This window comes from Gordonia sp. GN26, from assembly GCF_054823965.1.
On record NZ_JSYC01000024.1, the window covers coordinates 26,076 to 43,890 of the forward strand.

16 protein-coding genes are annotated in these 17,815 nt (G+C 66.1%); 15 read left to right on the forward strand and 1 reads right to left on the reverse strand.

From position 1 onward, the window contains the following. Positions 1-83: 83 nt before the first annotated feature. Genes OK17_RS08065 through OK17_RS08080 form a run of 4 tightly spaced genes read left to right on the forward strand, consistent with a single transcriptional unit; the run spans position 84 to position 5,714 of the window. On the forward strand, positions 84-1,298 hold the full coding sequence (locus tag OK17_RS08065; RefSeq protein WP_154884611.1) for an acetyl-CoA C-acetyltransferase: 1,215 nt from the start codon (positions 84-86) through the stop codon (positions 1,296-1,298). Between the two features lie 56 nt (positions 1,299-1,354). Further along, the gene (locus OK17_RS08070) at positions 1,355-3,550 is read left to right on the forward strand and encodes a 3-hydroxyacyl-CoA dehydrogenase NAD-binding domain-containing protein (RefSeq protein WP_461417139.1); all 2,196 of its coding nucleotides are present in this window, start codon (positions 1,355-1,357) and stop codon (positions 3,548-3,550) included. Beyond that, a complete protein-coding gene (locus tag OK17_RS08075) occupies positions 3,547-4,371 on the forward strand; it encodes an alpha/beta fold hydrolase (protein WP_154884609.1) in 825 nt (274 codons plus the stop codon). The genes OK17_RS08070 and OK17_RS08075 overlap by 4 nt, the downstream gene beginning before the upstream one ends. Positions 4,372-4,418: 47 nt before the next feature. Beyond that, positions 4,419-5,714, forward strand: a complete 1,296-nt coding sequence (locus OK17_RS08080; protein WP_154884608.1) for a TetR/AcrR family transcriptional regulator — start codon at positions 4,419-4,421, stop codon at positions 5,712-5,714. 13 nt (positions 5,715-5,727) lie between these two features. On the opposite strand, the gene OK17_RS08085 is transcribed toward OK17_RS08080, so the two are convergent. Beyond that, positions 5,728-6,525 (reverse strand): enoyl-CoA hydratase-related protein, encoded by a 798-nt coding sequence (locus OK17_RS08085; protein WP_154884607.1) that lies wholly within the window; start codon positions 6,523-6,525, stop codon positions 5,728-5,730. Between the two features lie 169 nt (positions 6,526-6,694). Here OK17_RS08085 and OK17_RS08090 point away from each other — a divergent pair, with 169 nt between their 5' ends. From OK17_RS08090 to OK17_RS08140, 11 genes are all read left to right on the forward strand, one after another. After that, positions 6,695-8,086 (forward strand): aldehyde dehydrogenase family protein, encoded by a 1,392-nt coding sequence (locus tag OK17_RS08090; protein WP_461417140.1) that lies wholly within the window; start codon positions 6,695-6,697, stop codon positions 8,084-8,086. Positions 8,087-8,509: 423 nt separating this feature from the next. After that, on the forward strand, positions 8,510-9,370 hold the full coding sequence (locus tag OK17_RS08095; protein ID WP_074851840.1) for an ABC transporter permease: 861 nt from the start codon (positions 8,510-8,512) through the stop codon (positions 9,368-9,370). A gap of 7 nt (positions 9,371-9,377) precedes the next feature. Next, positions 9,378-10,238: an MlaE family ABC transporter permease gene (locus OK17_RS08100; protein WP_227026564.1), complete on the forward strand. Its 861-nt coding sequence runs from the start codon at positions 9,378-9,380 to the stop codon at positions 10,236-10,238. A 1-nt stretch (position 10,239) separates the two neighbouring features. Then, positions 10,240-11,325, forward strand: coding sequence for an MlaD family protein (locus OK17_RS08105; RefSeq protein ID WP_074851838.1), 1,086 nt, complete (start codon positions 10,240-10,242; stop codon positions 11,323-11,325). After that, positions 11,325-12,335 carry an MlaD family protein gene (locus OK17_RS08110; RefSeq protein ID WP_406540032.1) on the forward strand — a complete coding sequence of 337 codons (1,011 nt, stop codon included), beginning with the start codon at positions 11,325-11,327 and terminating at the stop codon, positions 12,333-12,335. The genes OK17_RS08105 and OK17_RS08110 overlap by 1 nt, the downstream gene beginning before the upstream one ends. Beyond that, positions 12,332-13,315 (forward strand): MlaD family protein, encoded by a 984-nt coding sequence (locus OK17_RS08115; protein WP_119031148.1) that lies wholly within the window; start codon positions 12,332-12,334, stop codon positions 13,313-13,315. Before OK17_RS08110 ends, OK17_RS08115 begins: the two co-directional genes overlap by 4 nt. Beyond that, positions 13,315-14,430 carry an MlaD family protein gene (locus tag OK17_RS08120; RefSeq protein ID WP_461417141.1) on the forward strand — a complete coding sequence of 372 codons (1,116 nt, stop codon included), beginning with the start codon at positions 13,315-13,317 and terminating at the stop codon, positions 14,428-14,430. The genes OK17_RS08115 and OK17_RS08120 overlap by 1 nt, the downstream gene beginning before the upstream one ends. Further along, on the forward strand, positions 14,431-15,462 hold the full coding sequence (locus tag OK17_RS08125; protein WP_154884604.1) for an MlaD family protein: 1,032 nt from the start codon (positions 14,431-14,433) through the stop codon (positions 15,460-15,462). After that, complete coding sequence (locus OK17_RS08130) at positions 15,459-16,415, forward strand: MlaD family protein (protein ID WP_154884603.1); 957 nt, start codon at positions 15,459-15,461, stop codon at positions 16,413-16,415. Before OK17_RS08125 ends, OK17_RS08130 begins: the two co-directional genes overlap by 4 nt. Before the next feature lie 84 nt (positions 16,416-16,499). Further along, entirely contained in the window at positions 16,500-17,270 is a 771-nt protein-coding gene (locus tag OK17_RS08135; protein WP_227026562.1) for a hypothetical protein, read from the forward strand. Between the two features lie 28 nt (positions 17,271-17,298). Continuing rightward, the coding region (locus OK17_RS08140) for an ABC transporter ATP-binding protein (protein ID WP_461417142.1) at positions 17,299-17,815 on the forward strand (517 nt) is incomplete at its 3' end.

The following is a 17,815-nucleotide window of genomic DNA, read 5'->3' on the forward strand; positions in this document are numbered from 1 at the left end:
GGCTATACACCGTGTATGAACGTAATGTATGTTGCTCTCGACGATGGCGCCCGAGCGCCCGCTGAACGACAAGGAGACTGCGAATGTCGGAAACCCAGGCACTGATCTTTGATGCGATTCGCACGCCGCGCGGTAAGGGCAAGAGCTCGGGATCGTTACACACGATCAAGCCGATCGACCTCGCCACCGGCTTGCTGTCGGCGGTCCTCGACCGGAATCCCTCTCTGGACCCCGCCCGCGTCGACGACCTGGTTCTCGGAGTCGTGAGTCCGGTCGGCGAGCAGGGTGGCGACATCGCGCGCACGGCGGCACTCGCGGCGGGGCTCCCCCGCACGGTGGCGGGAGTGCAGGTCAATCGGTTCTGCGCATCCGGACTCGAAGCGGTGAATCTCGCGGCGCAGAAGGTACGTTCGGGATTCGAGGACCTGGTCTTCGCAGGCGGCGTCGAGTCGATGTCCCGTGTCCCGATGAGCTCTGACGGCGCCGCGTGGATGGACGACCCCGCAACGAATCTGGCCACGAGCTTCGTGCCGCAGGGCATCGGCGCCGATTTGATCGCGACACTCGACGGGCACACCCGCGAGGACGTGGACGCGTACGCGGTGCGTTCGCACGAACTGGCCGCCAAGGCCGAGGCGGACGGGCGATTCGATGCCTCGGTCGTACCGGTACGCGACATCAACGGGGCCGTGGTACTCGACCGGCACGAGACCATCCGCGAGGGGACCACCACCGCCACCCTCGCGCCACTCCGGCCGTCGTTCGCCAAGCTCGGCGCGGCGGGCTTCGATGCCGTTGCACTGCAGGAGTTCCCGACCGTCGAGAAGATCGACCACGTCCATCACGCCGGCAACAGCTCAGGAATCGTCGACGGTGCCTCGCTGGTCGTGATCGGTAGCGAAGCGGTCGGGAAAGAACTGGGCCTGACTCCGCGCGGGCGGGTCGTCTCCACCGCGGTGTCCGGAGACAATCCGACCATCATGCTGACCGCGCCGGCTCCCGCGTCGCGGAAGGCGCTGGCGAAGGCCGGTCTCACCGTCGACGACATCGACCTCGTGGAGATCAACGAGGCGTTCGCCTCGGTGGTGCTGCATTTCGTCGACGACCTCGGCCTCGACATGGCGAAGGTGAACGTGAACGGCGGAGCGATCGCGATGGGTCACCCGCTCGGCGCCACCGGGGCGATGCTCGTGTCCACGGTCTTGGACGAACTGCACCGGACCGGCGGTCGATACGGACTCGTGACGCTGTGCGTCGGCGGCGGTATGGGGATCGCGACCGTGGTCGAGGCGCTCTGACCGCCGCTCGCAACGCCAGACAATCAGCAGACAACCCCAGAGAGAGTTCAACGGCAATGACGCAGAACATTATCCGGCGCACCATTGACGACGACGCCGTCGTCACCCTGACCATCGACGATCCCGACCAGCGGGTGAACACGATGAACGAGCGATTCGTCGCCTCGCTCTCGGACGCCCTCGACGAGATCGTTGACGCCCAGGACATCGCCGGTGTCATCATCGCTTCCGGGAAATCGACGTTCTTCGCCGGCGGCGACCTCAACGACCTCCTGCACACCGATCGGTCGCACATCGACGACTTCACCGCGTTCGTCGAACGGAATCGGGACCTGCTCCGACGCCTGGAGCGTCTCGGGGTGCCGGTCGTGGCGACGATCAACGGTGCGGCGCTGGGTGGTGGTCTCGAGCTCGCGCTCGCGACCCACCATCGCGTCGCGGTGAAGTCCGGCGGAGTTCGTCTGGGACTTCCGGAAGTGACCCTGGGTCTGCTGCCAGGTGCCGGGGGCGTCGTCCGCAGCGTGCGACTGCTGGGCGTCCAGAAGGCGCTGTCGTCGCTGCTGCTGTCCGGTCGTCAGGTCGATGCGACGGCCGCACTCGAACTGGGCATCGTGGATGAACTCGTCGATTCGCCTGCGGATCTGGCGTCGGCGGCGAAGGCCTGGATCCTGGCCAATCCGGATGCACGGCAGCCGTGGGACGTGTCGGGGTTCGCGATACCGGGCGGGGCCCCGGGTGACCCGGCGCAGCCGCTGCACGCCTCCCTGCCCCTCCTGACCGCGGCACTGCGAGCCGACCTCAAAGGCGCGAATTACCCGGCGCCGAAGAACATCCTGAAGGCCGCTGTCGAGGGCGCCCAGGTCGACTTCGACAATGCCTTGCGGATCGAGACCCGGTACTTCGTCGACCTGGCAGTCGGGCAGATCGCGAAGAACATGATCCAGGCCCGATTCTTCGACACCCAGACGGTGAACGGACTCCGCGGTCGCGACGCATCACGGACCCCGTGGAAGGCGACGAAGGCGGTGGTTCTGGGTGCCGGGATGATGGGTGCGGGTATCGCCTATCAGTGCGCCGCAGCCGGAATCGACGTCGTACTCAAAGATGTCAGTGCGGAAGCCGCCGAGCGCGGCAAGGGGTACTCGCGGAGAGTGCTCGACAAAAAGGTGAGTGCGGGCGACCTCTCCGAAGCGCAGCGAGAGGTCATCCTCGACCGGATCACCGCCACCGTCGACGTCGCCGACGCCGCAGGCGCGGACCTGGTGATCGAGGCCGTCTTCGAGGATCCCGATCTCAAGGCCCGAGTTCTGAAGGAGGTCGAACCCGTTCTCGCACCGGGTGCGCTCATCGGGTCGAACACGTCGACCCTGCCGATCACCGGTTTGGCCGGCGCCGTGCAGAATCCCGCAGACTTCATCGGCCTGCACTTCTTCAGCCCGGTGGACAAGATGCCGCTGCTGGAGATCATCAAGGGCGGTTCGACGTCTGCCGAATCAGTCTCCAGGGCACTGGATGTCGCCCGTCAGATCGCCAAGACCCCCATCGTGGTCAACGACAGTCGCGGCTTCTTCACCAGCCGGGTGATCGGCACCTTCGTCAACGAAGCGCTCGCCATGCTCGGCGAGGGGGTGCCAGCACCGATGATCGAGCAGGCCACGACCCAGGCGGGCTATCCCGCACCCGCGTTGCAGCTCGCCGATGAACTCAATCTCGAACTCCTGCGGCGAGTTCGGGACGCATCGCGCGATGCGGCCGAGGCGGAGGGGCGCGACTGGGCGGCCCATCCCGCCGAGGCGGTGCTCGACCGGATGCTGGCCGAGTTCGACCGGGCAGGCCGGTTGGCCGGCGCCGGCTTCTACGAGTACCGTGACGGCCGCCGAAGCGGGTTGTGGCGTGGCCTCGGAACGGCTTTCCCGGTTGCCGAACAGGTACCGACCCTGACCGATCTCAAGGAACGCCTGCTGTTCGTCGAAGCCGTGGAATCCGCGAAGTGCTTGGATGAGGGCGTTCTGGAGTCGGTGGCCGACGCGAACATCGGATCGCTGCTGGGGATCGGGTATCCGGGATGGACGGGCGGAGTGCTGCAGTTCATCGACGGCTACGAGGGTGGGGTCGCGGGCTTCGTGACGCGTGCGACTGAGCTGGCCGCGCGCTACGGAACGCGTTTCCTCCCACCGGCGTCACTGACCCGGCTCGCCGCCGATGGCCGGTCACTCGCCGACTCGCGTCGACATGCGGAAGTGGTTTCATGACTCAGCATTTCGTGCATACGCGGGACGGTGTCCGGCTCTCGGTCCGCGACGTCGGAGACGGTCCGGGAGTCCTGCTGATCCATGGCTGGAGTCTCAGCGGAGAGGTGTGGGATCGGCAGATACGGGTACTCGCCGAGAGCGGTCATCGCGTCGTCGCCATGGATCTCCGTGGGCACGGACGGTCGGATGCACCACTGGACGGTTACGACATCGACTCCCTGCAGCACGACGCGCTCGAGGTCATCGAGCAGCGTGGCCTGGGCGCGGCCGCCATCGTGGGCTGGTCGCTGGGCGGCATGGTCGCCCTCCGCTTGGCACATGGACGTCCCGATCTCGCGCGGTCTCTCGTGTTGGTTGCCACCAACGGCGTTGCGGCGGCACGGTTCGAGGACTTTCCGTTCGGGGTGCCCCCCGAGGGGCCTCTGAACAGTCTCCTCGCCGCCGAGCACGCCAACCGGATCTCCCTGCGCCGACGTGCCGTCGGTGATCCGTTCAAGGGCGGCGCGCCCGACCCGCACACTCTGGACTGGCTACACCGCATTTCGCTGCAGACGCCGAGTTGGGCCGGGCGTGCGGCACTGCGCACGCTGATGTGCACCGAACAGACGCACCTGCTCGAGGGCCTCTCCGTACCGGTGACCCAGATCGTCGGTACCGCGGACCCCGCGCTGTCGGTTCGCGGTGCGCGATGGGTACGTGAGCGTCTGGACAGCACGCTCGTCGAGTTCGACGTCGGGCATTACCCCATGCTGGAGTGCCCGGACGAGTTCGACGCGGCGCTGCTTCGCGGGGTGGGTGCGGTGCGTTCGCGCGTGGCGTGACCTGAACCGGTCAGACGTCGTGTCCGGACATCGAGTATGATGCCGCTATGGCTTCGAGTTCTTTCGTGCGGCGGCGCCCCCGTGACTACGACGGGAGTTCTTCTGCCGAACTCGCGGTGTTCCGGGCGACCGAGGAACTGCTCACATCGACCTCTCTCCAGGATCTGACCGTTGCCCAGATCCTGGAGACGGCCGGCCTGTCCCGGGCCAACTTCTACCACTACTTTGCCAACAAGTACGACGTCCTGGTGGCGCTTCTGGGACGAGTGTTCGACGAGTCCTACGGCGCTGATGCGCCGTGGTCCTCCGATCCGGGACGTGACCGGGCGCGGCGCATGGGCTCGAGTCTCGAGCACACCCTCGACATGTGGTCACGACATGGGGCGGTCATCTGCGCGGTCATCGAGCACATGCACAGCAAGCCCGCGGTCGCCGCGGCCTGGCAGCGGATGTTCGAGCAGTTCGTCGCGGCCGTCGCCGAGCAGATCAAGTTCGAGCGTGCCGAGGGCCGTGCTCCGGACGGCGCTCCCGCGGAGATGCTGGCCTCGATGCTGGTCGGTGGTTCCGAGCGGGCCTTCTATGTCAGCACGCGGGGGCTCGACGATCGGCTTCCCGCGGCGGCGAGTGTCACCACGTCGCTGAGTGCCATCAACGAAGCGGCCATCTACGGCGGCCGAACGGTGCCGAAGGGTCGACGCAAGAAGTCGGGCGATGCCGCCGAGGCGAGCCGGGAGTTGCTCCCCGCGATCGACAACCCCGCGGTGGAGACCGAGACGGCGCAGAGCATCCTCGAGGCAATGCGCGAACTACTGCTCACCGAGACGCTGGCCGAGTTGTCCGTCGCGAAGATCCTGAAGCAGTCGAACACGTCCCGCGCGTCCTTCTACTTCTACTTCCGGAGCAAAGAGGATGCCTTCGTCGTTCTGTTCCGACAGGCGGCGGCCGACATCGTCGCCGCGCTGACCGCGGTCGCCGACGTCGACCGGCAGGACCCGTCGGCCTTGCTCGAGCAGGTCGGACAGTGGCTGCATCTCGACGGACATGCCGGCGCCGTGATCAAGAACGCCGTTCACGAGTGGCCGCGCCTGCCGGAACTGCGCGCCGAATACCTCGCCGCGATGAACGCCATGGAGACGACTCTGGAGTCGATCATCGTCGCCGATCGGGCACGCGGATTGGCACCGGCCGGCCCGCCGGCCAGCGAGTACACGGCCACTCTGCTGTGGACCATCGAGCGCACCATCGCTGGATCGCTCGCCGGCGAGACGCACCTGGACGACATCGACGCGGTCACCGACATGGTGGCGAGATTCATGTACGCCGCGATCTACGGAAGTCGCTGAGAGGTGGCGGGTTTCAGCCCTTCGAGCCGGTGAAGCGGGTGATCGCGGTTCGGAAGCCGGGGCCGTCGACGAGGGCGGTCTGACCCGCGACCTCGACCTCGAAGGCATCCTCGAGGCGGTGGAGCAGTGCGGCGTTCAGACTGCGCTTGGTCGCGGCATAGGCCTCGGTGGGGCCGGCGGCGAGCTTGCGGGCGAGGGACTCCACATGGTCGGTGAGATCCGCATCGTCGACCACCGCGTCGATCAGGCCCCAGGAGAACGCGGTGTCGGCATCGACCCGTTCGGCCAGCAGAGCCATCCGCGACGCACGACCGAATCCCACACGCGCCCCGACGAGAAGTGAGGCGCCGCCGTCGAGTGTGAGCCCCACTCGTGAGAACGCGAGGGTGAACGACGCCGACCTCGCCCCGAGGACGTGGTCGCACGCGAGGGCGACGGCGCAACCGACGCCCACCGCAGCCCCGTTCACCGCGGCCACGACCGGCTTCCGGGTCTCGCGCAGCCCGCGCACGATCGGGTTGTAGAACTGCGTGAGTTCTCGCTCGGTCCGCGGCGCCAACCGCACGTCCGGGCCGAGCCCGTCGAGCGCGAGATCCGCTCCGGCACAGAATGCTCGACCTCGACCGGTGAGGACAACGCATCGGACGGTGTCATCGGTCGCGGCGGCGGCGACAGCCTCGAGCAGATCGCTCTGAAGCGTTTCGTCGAAGGCGTTGAGCGCTTCCGGGCGCGACAGTGTCAGGCGGCGGACTCCGTCGCCATTCGCGGTCTCGAGCGTCTCGGAGTGTGCAGTGACGGTCCAGTCGATCATGGGCACACGATAGGGCAGACGAACACTCCATACAAACTGTATGGTCGGTGGGACGAGCGCCCCACAGCAAGCGCCAGAGTGATTGACATCACGTCTGAACACTGTGTACGCTCGCCGCATACTTCAGCCCGAGGGCAGGTCCCCGAAGCACCAGAAAGCGAAGACCACGATGAGTGTTACCGAGATGTCGATGAGTACGGCGACCACCGAATCCGGGTCGGCACTGGCCGGCGCGCGAGCCGCGTTCGACAGCGGCCGTACGCGACCGCTGTCGTGGCGGGTCGCCCAGCTCGAGGGGCTGCTGCGGTTCATCGACGAGTGCGAGCCGGCGATCGCAGCGGCGATCGAAGCCGATCTGGGGCGTGATCCGATGGCCTCGTTCATGGCCGACATCGCGCCGGTCCGGCACGAGATCCGGCACACGCTCGCGAACCTGGCGCGCTGGATGAAGCCGGAGAGAGTGCGGTCAGGCGCGGCGGCCGCCCCGGGCAGGGCGTGGATCGTCCCGGAGCCCAAGGGTGTGGCACTCATCCTCGGCGCGTGGAACTTCCCGATCCTGCTGACCCTGCATCCGCTGGTCAGTTGTCTGGCGGCGGGGAACGCCGCAGTCGTGAAGCCGTCGGAGATCTCCGCCGCGACCGCGAGGTTCCTCTCGGAACAGCTGCCGCGGTACGTCGATGCGGAGGCGATTCGCATCGTGCTGGGTGGTGCGGAGGTCAGCGCATCGCTCGCCGGTCAACCGTTCGATCACACGTTCTTCACCGGCTCGACGTCGGTGGGCCGGGCGGTCATGGCTGCCGGCGCTCGCAATCTGACTCCGGTGACGCTGGAGCTCGGCGGTAAGAGTCCGGTGATCGTCGCCGCCGACGCCGATGTGGACGTCGCCGCTCGGCGAATCGCCTGGGCCAAGGCGGTGAACGCCGGACAGACGTGTACTGCTCCCGACTACGTGCTCGTGGAGGAGTCGGTGCGACCGGCGCTCGTCGAGCGACTGCTGGCCGAACTGCCGCTGCGCGGGGCCCAGGACACCACCAGGATCGTGAACGACCGTCATGTCGCCCGCCTGCGACGCATCTTGTCGACGCATGGCGGCGAACAATACGGTGGCGCGATCGACGAGTCGAGGCGGAGCGTCACGCCGGCGCTCGTCACCGACCCGGACCCGGACTCCGAGCTGATGCAGGAGGAGATCTTCGGTCCGGTGCTCCCGCTGATCTCGGTACCCGATCTCGGTTCCGCGATCGAGTTCGTCAATGCCCGACCCAAGCCGCTCGCCCTCTATCTCTTCACCGAGTCGAGCGCGGTGGAGAATCTCGTGGTGAGCCGGACGTCGTCCGGGTCGGTCGCCGTCAATCACCTTCTGTATCAGCTCCTGGTCCCGGAACTCCCGTTCGGCGGCGTCGGTGCCTCCGGGATGGGGAACTACCACGGCAAGAATGGTTTCGACACCTTCAGCCACCGGAAGGCGGTGTTGAGCAAGCCGTCGCGGCCGGATCTGCCGATGGCCTACCCGCCGTACGGTCGTGCGATGCAGAAGGTGCTCAGAAAGCTGATGGGATAGCCGGCTGCCCGGACGGCGGCCGGCGGGTCGGAGTATGGCGCCCTGGGCCGCGTGTGGAACACACGCGGCCTGCTCGACGTATCTGCTCTGATCGTCATTAACCTAACAGATGTAGGTAGCGATTTGGGGTTAAGTCGGCCGACTAGCTGGGGTTTTCGCCGGTCCAGACAACTTCGAGCTGCTGACACTTGACAGCTAACGTCTCATGTCTGCTAGCCTGATCGAGGTTTCAAGTGGTGGGCATCACAGTGTTCCGCCTTACGGTGCCAGGCCACATGGGTGATGTCCGAAGTCGGGGAGACATCCCCCGGGACCTCACCGTCGACGCCGGCGCGGGGCAGCCCAAACCCCGCCACGGGGTCGTGGACCGTTCGGCGTTCTCCCCGACGTGTCACCGCTCTTAATGAATTCGAGAGGACCGTGATGACTGTCAGTGCTCTGGGAGGGCGCAGTCCGGGAATCAGATCGGCCGAGGCGCTCCGCAGGTTCGTCGCCGGGGTGATCGACCGGATCAGTCGTAGTCTGGCGACCATCGGTCGTTCGGCGCGACTGGCCGGGGAGATGATCCGGTTCGCGATCACCGACACCTTCACCCTCCGCCTGGCCGGCGGTGAAGTGATCGACCAGATGTGGAAGCTCTTCAAGGTCACCGCGCTTCCCGCGCTGCTGATGGCGGTTCCGATCGGTGCCGAGGTGTCGGTTCAGGTGGGTGGCGTCATGGATCAGGTCGGCGCCAACTCCCTTGCGGGCGCGGCGTCGGGTCTGGGCGTGGTGAACCAGGGCGCGCCGATGGCCGCCGGATTGCTGATGAGTGGCGCGGCCGCCTCAGCGATCGCCTCCGACCTCGGCGCGCGGTCGATCCGCGAGGAGATCGAGGCGATGCGGGTGATCGGCGTCAACCCCGTCCAGCGGCTCATCGTGCCGCGGTTCCTGGCGATGCTCGCCATCGCGCCGGCACTCTGCGTGATGATCATCGCGTCCGGTGTGGGCGCGGGCCTGGCAATCGCGGCGAACGTCAACGACGTTGTCCCGGCGAGCTTCTGGCAGTCTTTCGGGACCTTCGCAACCCCGACCGACCTGATGTTCTCGGTGCTGAAGGCCGTGTTGTTCGCCTTCATCGTCGTGGTCATCGCAAGCTTGCGCGGACTCGAGGCCAAGGGTGGTCCCAAAGGTGTGGCCAACGCGGTCAACGCCTCGGTGGTCCTCAGTGTCCTGTGCATTTTCATGACGAACATGGCGGTCAGTCAGCTGCAGGCCATGTTCTTCCCGGCCCAACTGGCGTGAGGCGCAGATGACTACAGCAAGTACGGCCACCGCGGGGATCTTCCGCCTGGGCCGAGCGTTGAACGAGCGCGTGACCGCGGCCATCGCGACCTTCGGGCAGATCGTGGTGTTCGTGGGCAAGACCTTCGCGTTGCTGCCGACGACGATTCGCCACTATCGCAAGCAAACAGTCAAGACCATGAACGACATGGCCTGGGGGAGTGGCTCGGTCATCGTCGACGGCGGCGTGGTCAGCCTGATGTTCTTCCTGGGTATCGCGGTGGGTTCGGTGGTCGCGATCATGGCCTTCATGGCCTTCGACCTCCTCGGTTTCGGAGCGCTGACCGGAATCATCAACTCGTTCGGCAACATCCGCGTGGTGGCGCCGATCATCACCGGCATCGGCTTCGCCGCGCAGGCGGGCTGCCGGATGACCGCGGAGATCGGCGCCATGCGCATCTCCGAGGAGATCGACGCGACCGAGACTATGGGTCTGCGGGCTATCCCGTTCGTGGTGGGAACCCGACTCATCGGCGGCATGCTCGTGGTGCTGCCGAGCTACCTGATGGCGCTGGTCGTCAGCTTCATCACCGGCGGACTGATCGTGAAGCTCTTCCACGACCAACCCGAGGGAACCTACGACCACTACTTCGCGCAGTTCATCTCGATACCGGATCTTCTCGCTTCGGTCGCCAAGGCGCTCATCTTCTGCGCGGTGATCACCATCATCCATTGCTATTACGGCTATTTCGCCTCCGGTGGGCCGGCAGGTGTCGGCGCCGCATCCGGGCGCGCCATCCGCGCGAGCCTGGTCGCCATCGTCGTTCTCAATTTCCTCATGACCGTGGCCATCTGGGGCCTCAATCCGGTCCTTCCGTTCAGGGGTTGACGTGTCAGTGAACAGCAGTCAGGACTTCATCAGAGGAGATGTCCGGGGTCAGTCCCGGACGCTCGTCACGGCCGGCCTCTCGGCGCTGGTGGTGTTGGTGGTCGTCGTCGCGGTGTTCGCGGTGGTCTATCCCCGCGCGACCGCGCCCCGGGGAACCGATCTGCACCTGGTTCTCCCGGCACTGGGACCCGGCGTCGAGAACGGGAGCCGGGTCCTGCTCCGCGGGGCCGAGGTCGGCGAGGTGACCGGCATCGACGCGACCGAACCCGGTGTCGTCCACGTCGACGTGGTGCTCGACGACCAGGCGGCGGGCAGCCTCACCGATTCGTTCCAGCTCGACTACCGGCCGCAGAACTACTTCGGTGTCACCGCGGTCAACCTCGTGGCGATGCCGGGTGGGGAGTCCCTGCGTAGTGGGCAGACCGTACGCCGTGAGGCCGCACCGGATTTCACCATGTCGACGATGATCGAACGCAGCTCGATCGTGGTGGACGGGACGCTGACCCGCGACATGATCGACAGCCTCGACGAGGTGATGCGCTACGCCAACGGCCTGTCGCCGCTGATCGAGACCGCGGTCATCTTCACCGACAAGGTGGCGCGTACGCAGCGCCAGATGCCGAGCACACTCCTCGGCAAGATGAACGACCTCGCCGAGGCCTTCCCCGGTTTCAACCGGGAGGCGATGAAGAGCCTGGATGCGATCAGCAACAACGTCCTCAACAAGCTGCCTGATGGTTCACGCGGCGTGGACGAGGCCTACCACGACCTGATGGACCGGTCCCTCACCGTCGCCGCCGACGGGCTGTTCGGCGCCATCGGCACCCTGCTGGGCTCGCACGCCACGGATCTGACCCCGGTGGTCACCTCGATCAAGTACCTGGTCGACCCGGTGCCGCAGATGATCGGCGGCGGTGCGTCGATGGCAAAGACACGAAAGGCGATCGAACAGTTGCGCAACACGTTCAAGGGCAACGAGGAGGCCAAGACCTTGCAGATCCGTCTGCTCCTCGACACCGTGCCCGCGGTCGCGGGTCCGCTGGCCCGCATGGGTGTCGTCGACGGCCCGCGCGTCGGAGGTAACTGATGCTGACGTCTCGCAACACGCTCTTCGCCGGCATCAAGGTCGCGATCGTCGCGGTGATCACCGTCCTGTTGTTCATCCTGGTGATCAACGCGATGCGCAACCCGGTCGACGCCCAGGTGGTCAAGTACCGCGCCGACTTCACCGACGCATCCGGACTGCACGAGAACGGTGACGTCCGCTTCCGCGGCAAGCGCATCGGCAAGATCACCGCGGTGGATCTGCAGCACGGTGCCGACGGGAAGCCCTTTGCCCGAGTCGAATTCACGATGGAAGACCAGCAGAAGCTGACGTCGACCACCAAGCTCGCGATCAAGTACCAGAACCTCACCGGCGTGCGTTACCTCGACGTGCGACCCGGGGACGAGCCCGGTCAGATGGTCAGCCATGCGTCGACCTCCCAGACAGTGCCGTCCTTCGACATCACCGGTCTGTTCAACGGACTCCAACCGGTGCTGACGACCATGGACGCCGACGAGGTCAACCAGTTCAGCGAGAACGCGATCGCGTTGTTGCAGGGAGACGGTTCCGGTCTCGGACCGATGCTCGACAGCACGCAGAAACTGGCGGACTACGCGAAGAACCGGCAGCAGCTGATCTCCACCCTCACCGCAAATCTCGCGCGCATCGCCGACACCATGGGCGGGCGTTCACCTCAGGTCATGGGGTTCCTGGAGGCCGTGGACCTGCCGATCAGCAATGCGATGACGGTGCTCGACGAGTTCGCGGTGACGGCGAGTGCCGGCCCGGCCCTGTTCGAACCCGTCGAGCGGCTCCTGGTGGCGTTGGGCATCAACGAGCAGTTCAATGTCGACGAGTTCCTCCAGACCTCGTTCAAGTCGATGCAGGAAGCGCTGAACTCGTTCCAGCTCATGCCGAATGCGCTGGCCGGCCTGCGGGGGATCGACACCCGCGCGTCGTTCTCGAAGCAGTGCACGAAGGGACGTGCGCAGCTCCCCGCCGATGTCCGTGTGCTCATGAGTGGTAGCGAGGTGGTCCTGTGCCAGCGATGAAAAAGAGCCGGCTGCACCGGTTCTCGACCCACGACGGTGTGATCGGCGCGGTGGTCCTACTGGTCGTCGTGGCACTGCTGGGCACCCTCGCGGTCATCTACCTGCGGCCGCCGGGCCAGAAGTCGATCACCTTCGAGGTCACCGACGCCTCCGCGATCGAACCGGGCGAAGACGTCCGCGTCGCCGGGATCAGCGTCGGGAAGGTCAGCGAGGTGACCCTCGCGCCGGACCGGGTCCAGGTGACCGCCCGGATCGACGAGGAGACCTTCGTCGGCGACCAGACCCGCCTCGAGGTCCGGATGCTCACCCCGGTCGGCGGCTACGCGATCACGATGATCCCGATGGGGCGGGAAGAACTGACCACACCCATTCCGGCAGAACGGGTCACCGTGCCCTACTCGATCGGTGACGTCATCCAGGCGGTGCCCAGCACCACCGACGAGGTCGACGCCGGCGAGGTCAACTCGAACCTGGACCAGGTCGCGAAGGCGCTCGGCTCCAACGACACCTCCCTCCGGGGCATCGTGGACGGTCTGGAGTCGGTCACCGAGGTCTTCGACAAGCAGCGCGGTCAGGTCCATCAGATCGCCGGACTGGCTGCGGAGTACCTCCAGACCTTCAACGGCAACCGTGAATTCGTCTTCGAACTGATCCGCAAGATCGACATGGTCGTCAGCACCTATCACGTGAACTCGGCGGGCTTCAACTACGCCTACAAGCTGTTCGCGAACGTGCTGTACAAGCTGTCCCCGTTCATGCGCTTCTACCTCGGCCACAGTGATCTGGTCGCCCAGCACGTGAACCAGATGAAGGACACCATCATCCGGCTGCAGCAGCAGCTGGGACCGGCCATCGACGGCTTGGTCTCCACGCGGAAACAGCTGGCGCAGTGGATCACTCCGCAGGGCATGCGCGAGATCGGCGGCGACGCGCTGTGGACCGAGAACGTGTGCATTCCGATTCCGGGAAGGAACTGCTGATGAGGGGCATCATCTCCAGGCTCGGGACAGACCGTGCCGGCAAGCGTCGGCGGGCCGCCATCGCGGTCGGAACGGTCGCGGCGATGGCCGCGGTGGTCACGACCGTCGGGCTGAGCGTGGCCTCCGCACGCGATGTCGGTCCGGACATGGCGGGTGGTGACGGCTTCTGTGCCGACATCTCGGACACGATCGGTCTGTATGTGGGCAACCGGGTCACCCAGATGGGCATCCCGGTCGGCAAGGTCGAGAAGATCGAGAGCCGCGGCACCCACGCGCGCGTCACCTTCTCGCTCGAGCCGGGACGGAAGTACCCGGCCGACGTCAAAGCGGTCACGAGGTCCAAATCCCTCCTCGCAGACCGCAATCTGGAACTCGTCGGCAATTATGCGGGCGGACCCACGCTCGTCGAGGGCGGATGCATCGGAGTCGACAACGCCTTCACGCCCAAGAGCATCTCCGAGGTCGCCGGCTCGGCGTCGGACTTCCTGAAGGCCTTGTCGGACAACGGCGGTGACGACCTCGAGAAGGTCCTCGAGGGTGCCGACCGTGCGTTCGCCGGGACGGGGACGCAGGCGTCGAAGATGTTCGAGAATGCGGCGAGAGCCGCCCAGAACCCGGACTCGTTCATCGCCGACATCGGGACGTCGATCCGCGACATGGCCCCGCTCACCGACTCCGCGGTGCGGAACTGGGATCAGATCATGTCGATCATGAACCAGGCGCCGAACGTCTCGGCACTGGGCACCACCCTGTTCTACAACGTCGCCCGGTTCTGTCAGGGTGTCGGCTGGACCATCGCCCTGCTGTACGACATCCAGCGCAACTACGGCGACGACATCCTGTGGCCGCTGCTACACGGGCCGGTGGAGGACATCGTCGCCTACGGTGCGCAGCGCGCTCCGGAGCTCCAGGAGCTCCTCGGTGTCACGCCGTCGATCGCCGCGGCGATGCGCGAGCAGGAGTCGGCCGCCGGTGCACTGTCCGTGCCGTATCAGGCACCCAAGGTCGCGGTCAGCAAGGCCGAGTGCAAGGCCCTCGGCGGAGCCTGCGATCAGGAGAAGGGCACCACCTCGGTCAATCCGTTGTCGATCCTGCTGCAGAAGGCTGGTTTCTAGATGAGCGCGAAACGAATCCTCGTCGCGGCGATCGCCGTCTGCGCGATCGTCGTCGGCCTGACCGGCTGCTCGTCACTGAGCCCGAATCGCCTTCCGTCGGTGAAGAGCGGTGTGCCGCTGGACTACCGGGTGACCCTGCAGTTCACCAGTGTGCTGAACCTGCCCGACGGCGCCGACGTCATGATGAACGGCATCCAGGTCGGGCGCGTCGAGTCGACGAACCCGACCCCGGACGGCGTCGACGTCATCGTCGGACTGACCGATGACCGCGCGGTGCCGGCCGATTCCTCCGCGATCATCCGCCAGAACACGCCGCTCGGTGATACCTACCTCGCCATCGAACCGCCGGCCCGTGACGGCTCCGGCGAGTATCTCCGAGAGGGCAGCGTCATCCCGATCGACCGGACGACGTCGCCGCCGCCGCTCGAGGACACCATCGCCGTCCTGGCGTACTTCGTGAACGGTGGCAGCATCCAGAAGGTCCAGGACACGATGGCGACCCTCAACCGCACGATGCCGCCGGTCGGCGATGTCCGGAAGATCGCGGCTATCGTGTCGAAGGACCTCGACGACCTGTCGCGGAACACCGACGAGCTCGAACGGACGATCAACGCGCTCAACGCGGTATCCCAGTCCTTCGACGACAGCCGGGTGCAGATCGACCACGTCTTCTCCGACCAGGGCCTGCACTACTGGAAGACCGTGTCCAAAACACTGGTGGCCCACATCAGTACGCTCCTGCCGTCGGTGGGATCGGTGTTCACCGGTGGTCTGTTCCTGGTGCCGCTGCTGAACTCCCTCGCCGCCACGGGCGAGGCCGGGCGCGGGATGTGGGACCAGGCGCCGTCGACCGGCGCCGCGATGGCGAAGTTCCTCGAGAACACGCTGATCCCGTTCGCCGAGAACCCCTCGGTCAACGTCTCGTCGGTTCGTGTCACCGCCACGGACAGTGGTTCGGTGCGTACGTCGGGTAAGAAGCAGCTCCTCGGGGACACCAAGCTGCTGCTGAGCATGCTGGGAGCAATCCGATGATCACGAAGACCCGCGTGTCGGTGGTGGCCATGCTGGCGCTGGCCGCCCTGTCGATCGCCTACATCCTTAACGTCGGACTGCACGTCAAGTCGCCGTCGGCGAAGCACGCGACGATCACCGTGCCCGACACCAACGGCATCCTCGTCGGTTCGCGGGTACTGCTCCGCGGAATCGAGATCGGGCACGTCACCGAGATCCGCCAGTCGCTGGACGGCGCCCAGATCACCTGGGACTACGACGAATCCGAGAAGGTTCCGGTGGAATCGGAGTTCCGGGTCGACAACCTCTCGGCGCTCGGCGAGGCCTACGTGGCCGTCATGCCGAGCACGGCCGGCGGACCGTACCTGCAGGACAACGCCCTGGTCGACGGCGACAGCGTCTCCAGTTCGGCGACGTTCAAGGAACTCTCCGAGCGCGTGACCGAGGTGCTGGGCCAGACCGATCCGGAGAAGGTCCAGCGGGTGTTCGCCGAACTCGACCTGGGCCTGCCCGACGGGATGGAGGTCATCGAGGACCTCAACCGCGCCGGGCGGCTCCTGACATCCGAGCTCACCCAGCAGGCCGATCAGCTCACCACTCTGCTGGCCACCATGCAGCCGCTGCTGATGCGTTCCACGCCGCTGCCCGCATTGTTGCGGGCGACCGCGCCGAACCTCGAGGGATTCGGTGAGGGTTTCTCGGCGATGGAGTCCGGGACCAAGGACGCGATCGACTGGAGTGGTCCGATGTACACCGGTATCACCACCGGGGCATCACCTCTCGTGGCCGCACTGCAGAAGTTCCTCGACGACAGCGGAGCGGATCTCAAGGTCATCGGTGACAACCTGCTGCCCGCCGCGCAGTCGGGTGCGGCCTCCCTCCGGACCGTCGACATGGGACGGTTCCTCGACAACCTCTTGAACGCAACGGATTCCGGGGCGCTCGACGTCACGATCCCTGTGGGAGGTCGATGATGACCCGTCGAAGACAGACGGGACGGGCGTAGCCCCGTCTGCTTCCGCTGACCACCAACCCCCCTCACCCTGAGAGAGACTCCCATGAAGACCGACACTCGCCCCCAGAACGACCAGACCGGCACCACCGGCGACGATCTCGTTGACGAGAAGTCCGCCGACACGACGGCCGAGGTCGCCGACTCGACGACCGCCGACAAGAAGTCGGACAAGAAGGACGACTCGAAGTCCCGCCTGGCCGGCCGCTCGGTGTCGCTGCGCTCCGTTGTCGTCGGCGCGGTCGCGGTGCTCGTGGTCGTCGCGCTGGGCCTGATGGGCTGGCAGCTGTTGAGCGCGAAGAACGAGGTCGGCGATCTCCAGGCGGCGTCGGCCGACCGGGCCAGGGCCGAGCAGGTCGCCCTCGACTACGCGCAGGGCGCCGCGAACATGAGCTTCGAGAATCCGGAGGACTGGCGCAGTCGCCTCACGAAGGGGACCTCGCCCGAGCTGTCCGAGCGCCTGCGTCAGGCATCCACCCAGATGGAACAGCTGCTGCGTCCGCTGCAGTGGTCGTCGACCGCGGAACCCATTGCGGCGAAGGTCGAATCGGTCGACGGTGACTCCTATCAGGTCGTGGCCTTCGTGAACGTCCGCACCAAGAACGTGCAGGCGCCGTCGGGCATCGAGTCGACCGCGACCTACCGGATGACCCTCGACAAGAGTCAGGAGTGGCTCATCACCGCCATCAGCAGCACCGGCTCGAACCTCGACGCCAACGAGGGTGGAGCACCGGCGCCGGCGCAGCAGGCACCGGCCGAGCAGGCGCCCGCACAGCCCGCACCCGCACAGCCCGCACCCGCGGTTCCGGGTAACTGAACGCGACGACGAGGACGGGGTAAAGGCCATGGGTGTTGAGGTCAGTGTCGAGAATCTGACGAAATCTTTTGGTTCGCAGAACATCTGGCGGGACGTGTCGCTCACGTTGCCGGAGGGTGAGGTGTCGGCGCTGCTGGGTCCGTCGGGTACCGGTAAGTCGGTGTTCCTGAAGACGTTGATCGGTTTGCTGCATCCCGAGCAGGGGTCGGTGATCATCGACGGCACCGACATCACGCAGTGTTCGGCCAAGGAACTCTATGAGATCCGCAAGCTGTTCGGTGTGCTGTTCCAGGACGGTGCGCTGTTCGGTTCGATGGGCCTGTTCGACAACATCGCGTTCCCCCTTCGTGAGCACACGAAGAAGAAGGAGAACGAGGTCCGCGACATCGTGATGGAGAAGATCGACCTGGTCGGTCTGACCGGTGCCGAGGACAAGCTTCCCGGTGAGATCTCCGGTGGTATGCGCAAGCGTGCCGGCCTGGCTCGTGCGCTGGTTCTGGATCCGCAGATCATCTTGTGCGACGAGCCGGACTCGGGTCTGGATC

Coding starts and splice junctions, on each gene's coding strand:
- OK17_RS08120 (WP_461417141.1), top strand. CDS start 13,315: ATGAGGGGCATCATCTCCAGGCTCGGGACAGACCGTGCCGGCAAGCGT.
- OK17_RS08135 (WP_227026562.1), top strand. CDS start 16,500: ATGAAGACCGACACTCGCCCCCAGAACGACCAGACCGGCACCACCGGC.
- OK17_RS08090 (WP_461417140.1), top strand. CDS start 6,695: ATGAGTGTTACCGAGATGTCGATGAGTACGGCGACCACCGAATCCGGG.
- OK17_RS08100 (WP_227026564.1), top strand. CDS start 9,378: ATGACTACAGCAAGTACGGCCACCGCGGGGATCTTCCGCCTGGGCCGA.
- OK17_RS08080 (WP_154884608.1), top strand. CDS start 4,419: ATGGCTTCGAGTTCTTTCGTGCGGCGGCGCCCCCGTGACTACGACGGG.
- OK17_RS08095 (WP_074851840.1), top strand. CDS start 8,510: ATGACTGTCAGTGCTCTGGGAGGGCGCAGTCCGGGAATCAGATCGGCC.
- OK17_RS08085 (WP_154884607.1), bottom strand. CDS start 6,525: ATGATCGACTGGACCGTCACTGCACACTCCGAGACGCTCGAGACCGCG.
- OK17_RS08115 (WP_119031148.1), top strand. CDS start 12,332: ATGAAAAAGAGCCGGCTGCACCGGTTCTCGACCCACGACGGTGTGATC.
- OK17_RS08130 (WP_154884603.1), top strand. CDS start 15,459: ATGATCACGAAGACCCGCGTGTCGGTGGTGGCCATGCTGGCGCTGGCC.
- OK17_RS08065 (WP_154884611.1), top strand. CDS start 84: ATGTCGGAAACCCAGGCACTGATCTTTGATGCGATTCGCACGCCGCGC.
- OK17_RS08125 (WP_154884604.1), top strand. CDS start 14,431: ATGAGCGCGAAACGAATCCTCGTCGCGGCGATCGCCGTCTGCGCGATC.
- OK17_RS08110 (WP_406540032.1), top strand. CDS start 11,325: ATGCTGACGTCTCGCAACACGCTCTTCGCCGGCATCAAGGTCGCGATC.
- OK17_RS08070 (WP_461417139.1), top strand. CDS start 1,355: ATGACGCAGAACATTATCCGGCGCACCATTGACGACGACGCCGTCGTC.
- OK17_RS08075 (WP_154884609.1), top strand. CDS start 3,547: ATGACTCAGCATTTCGTGCATACGCGGGACGGTGTCCGGCTCTCGGTC.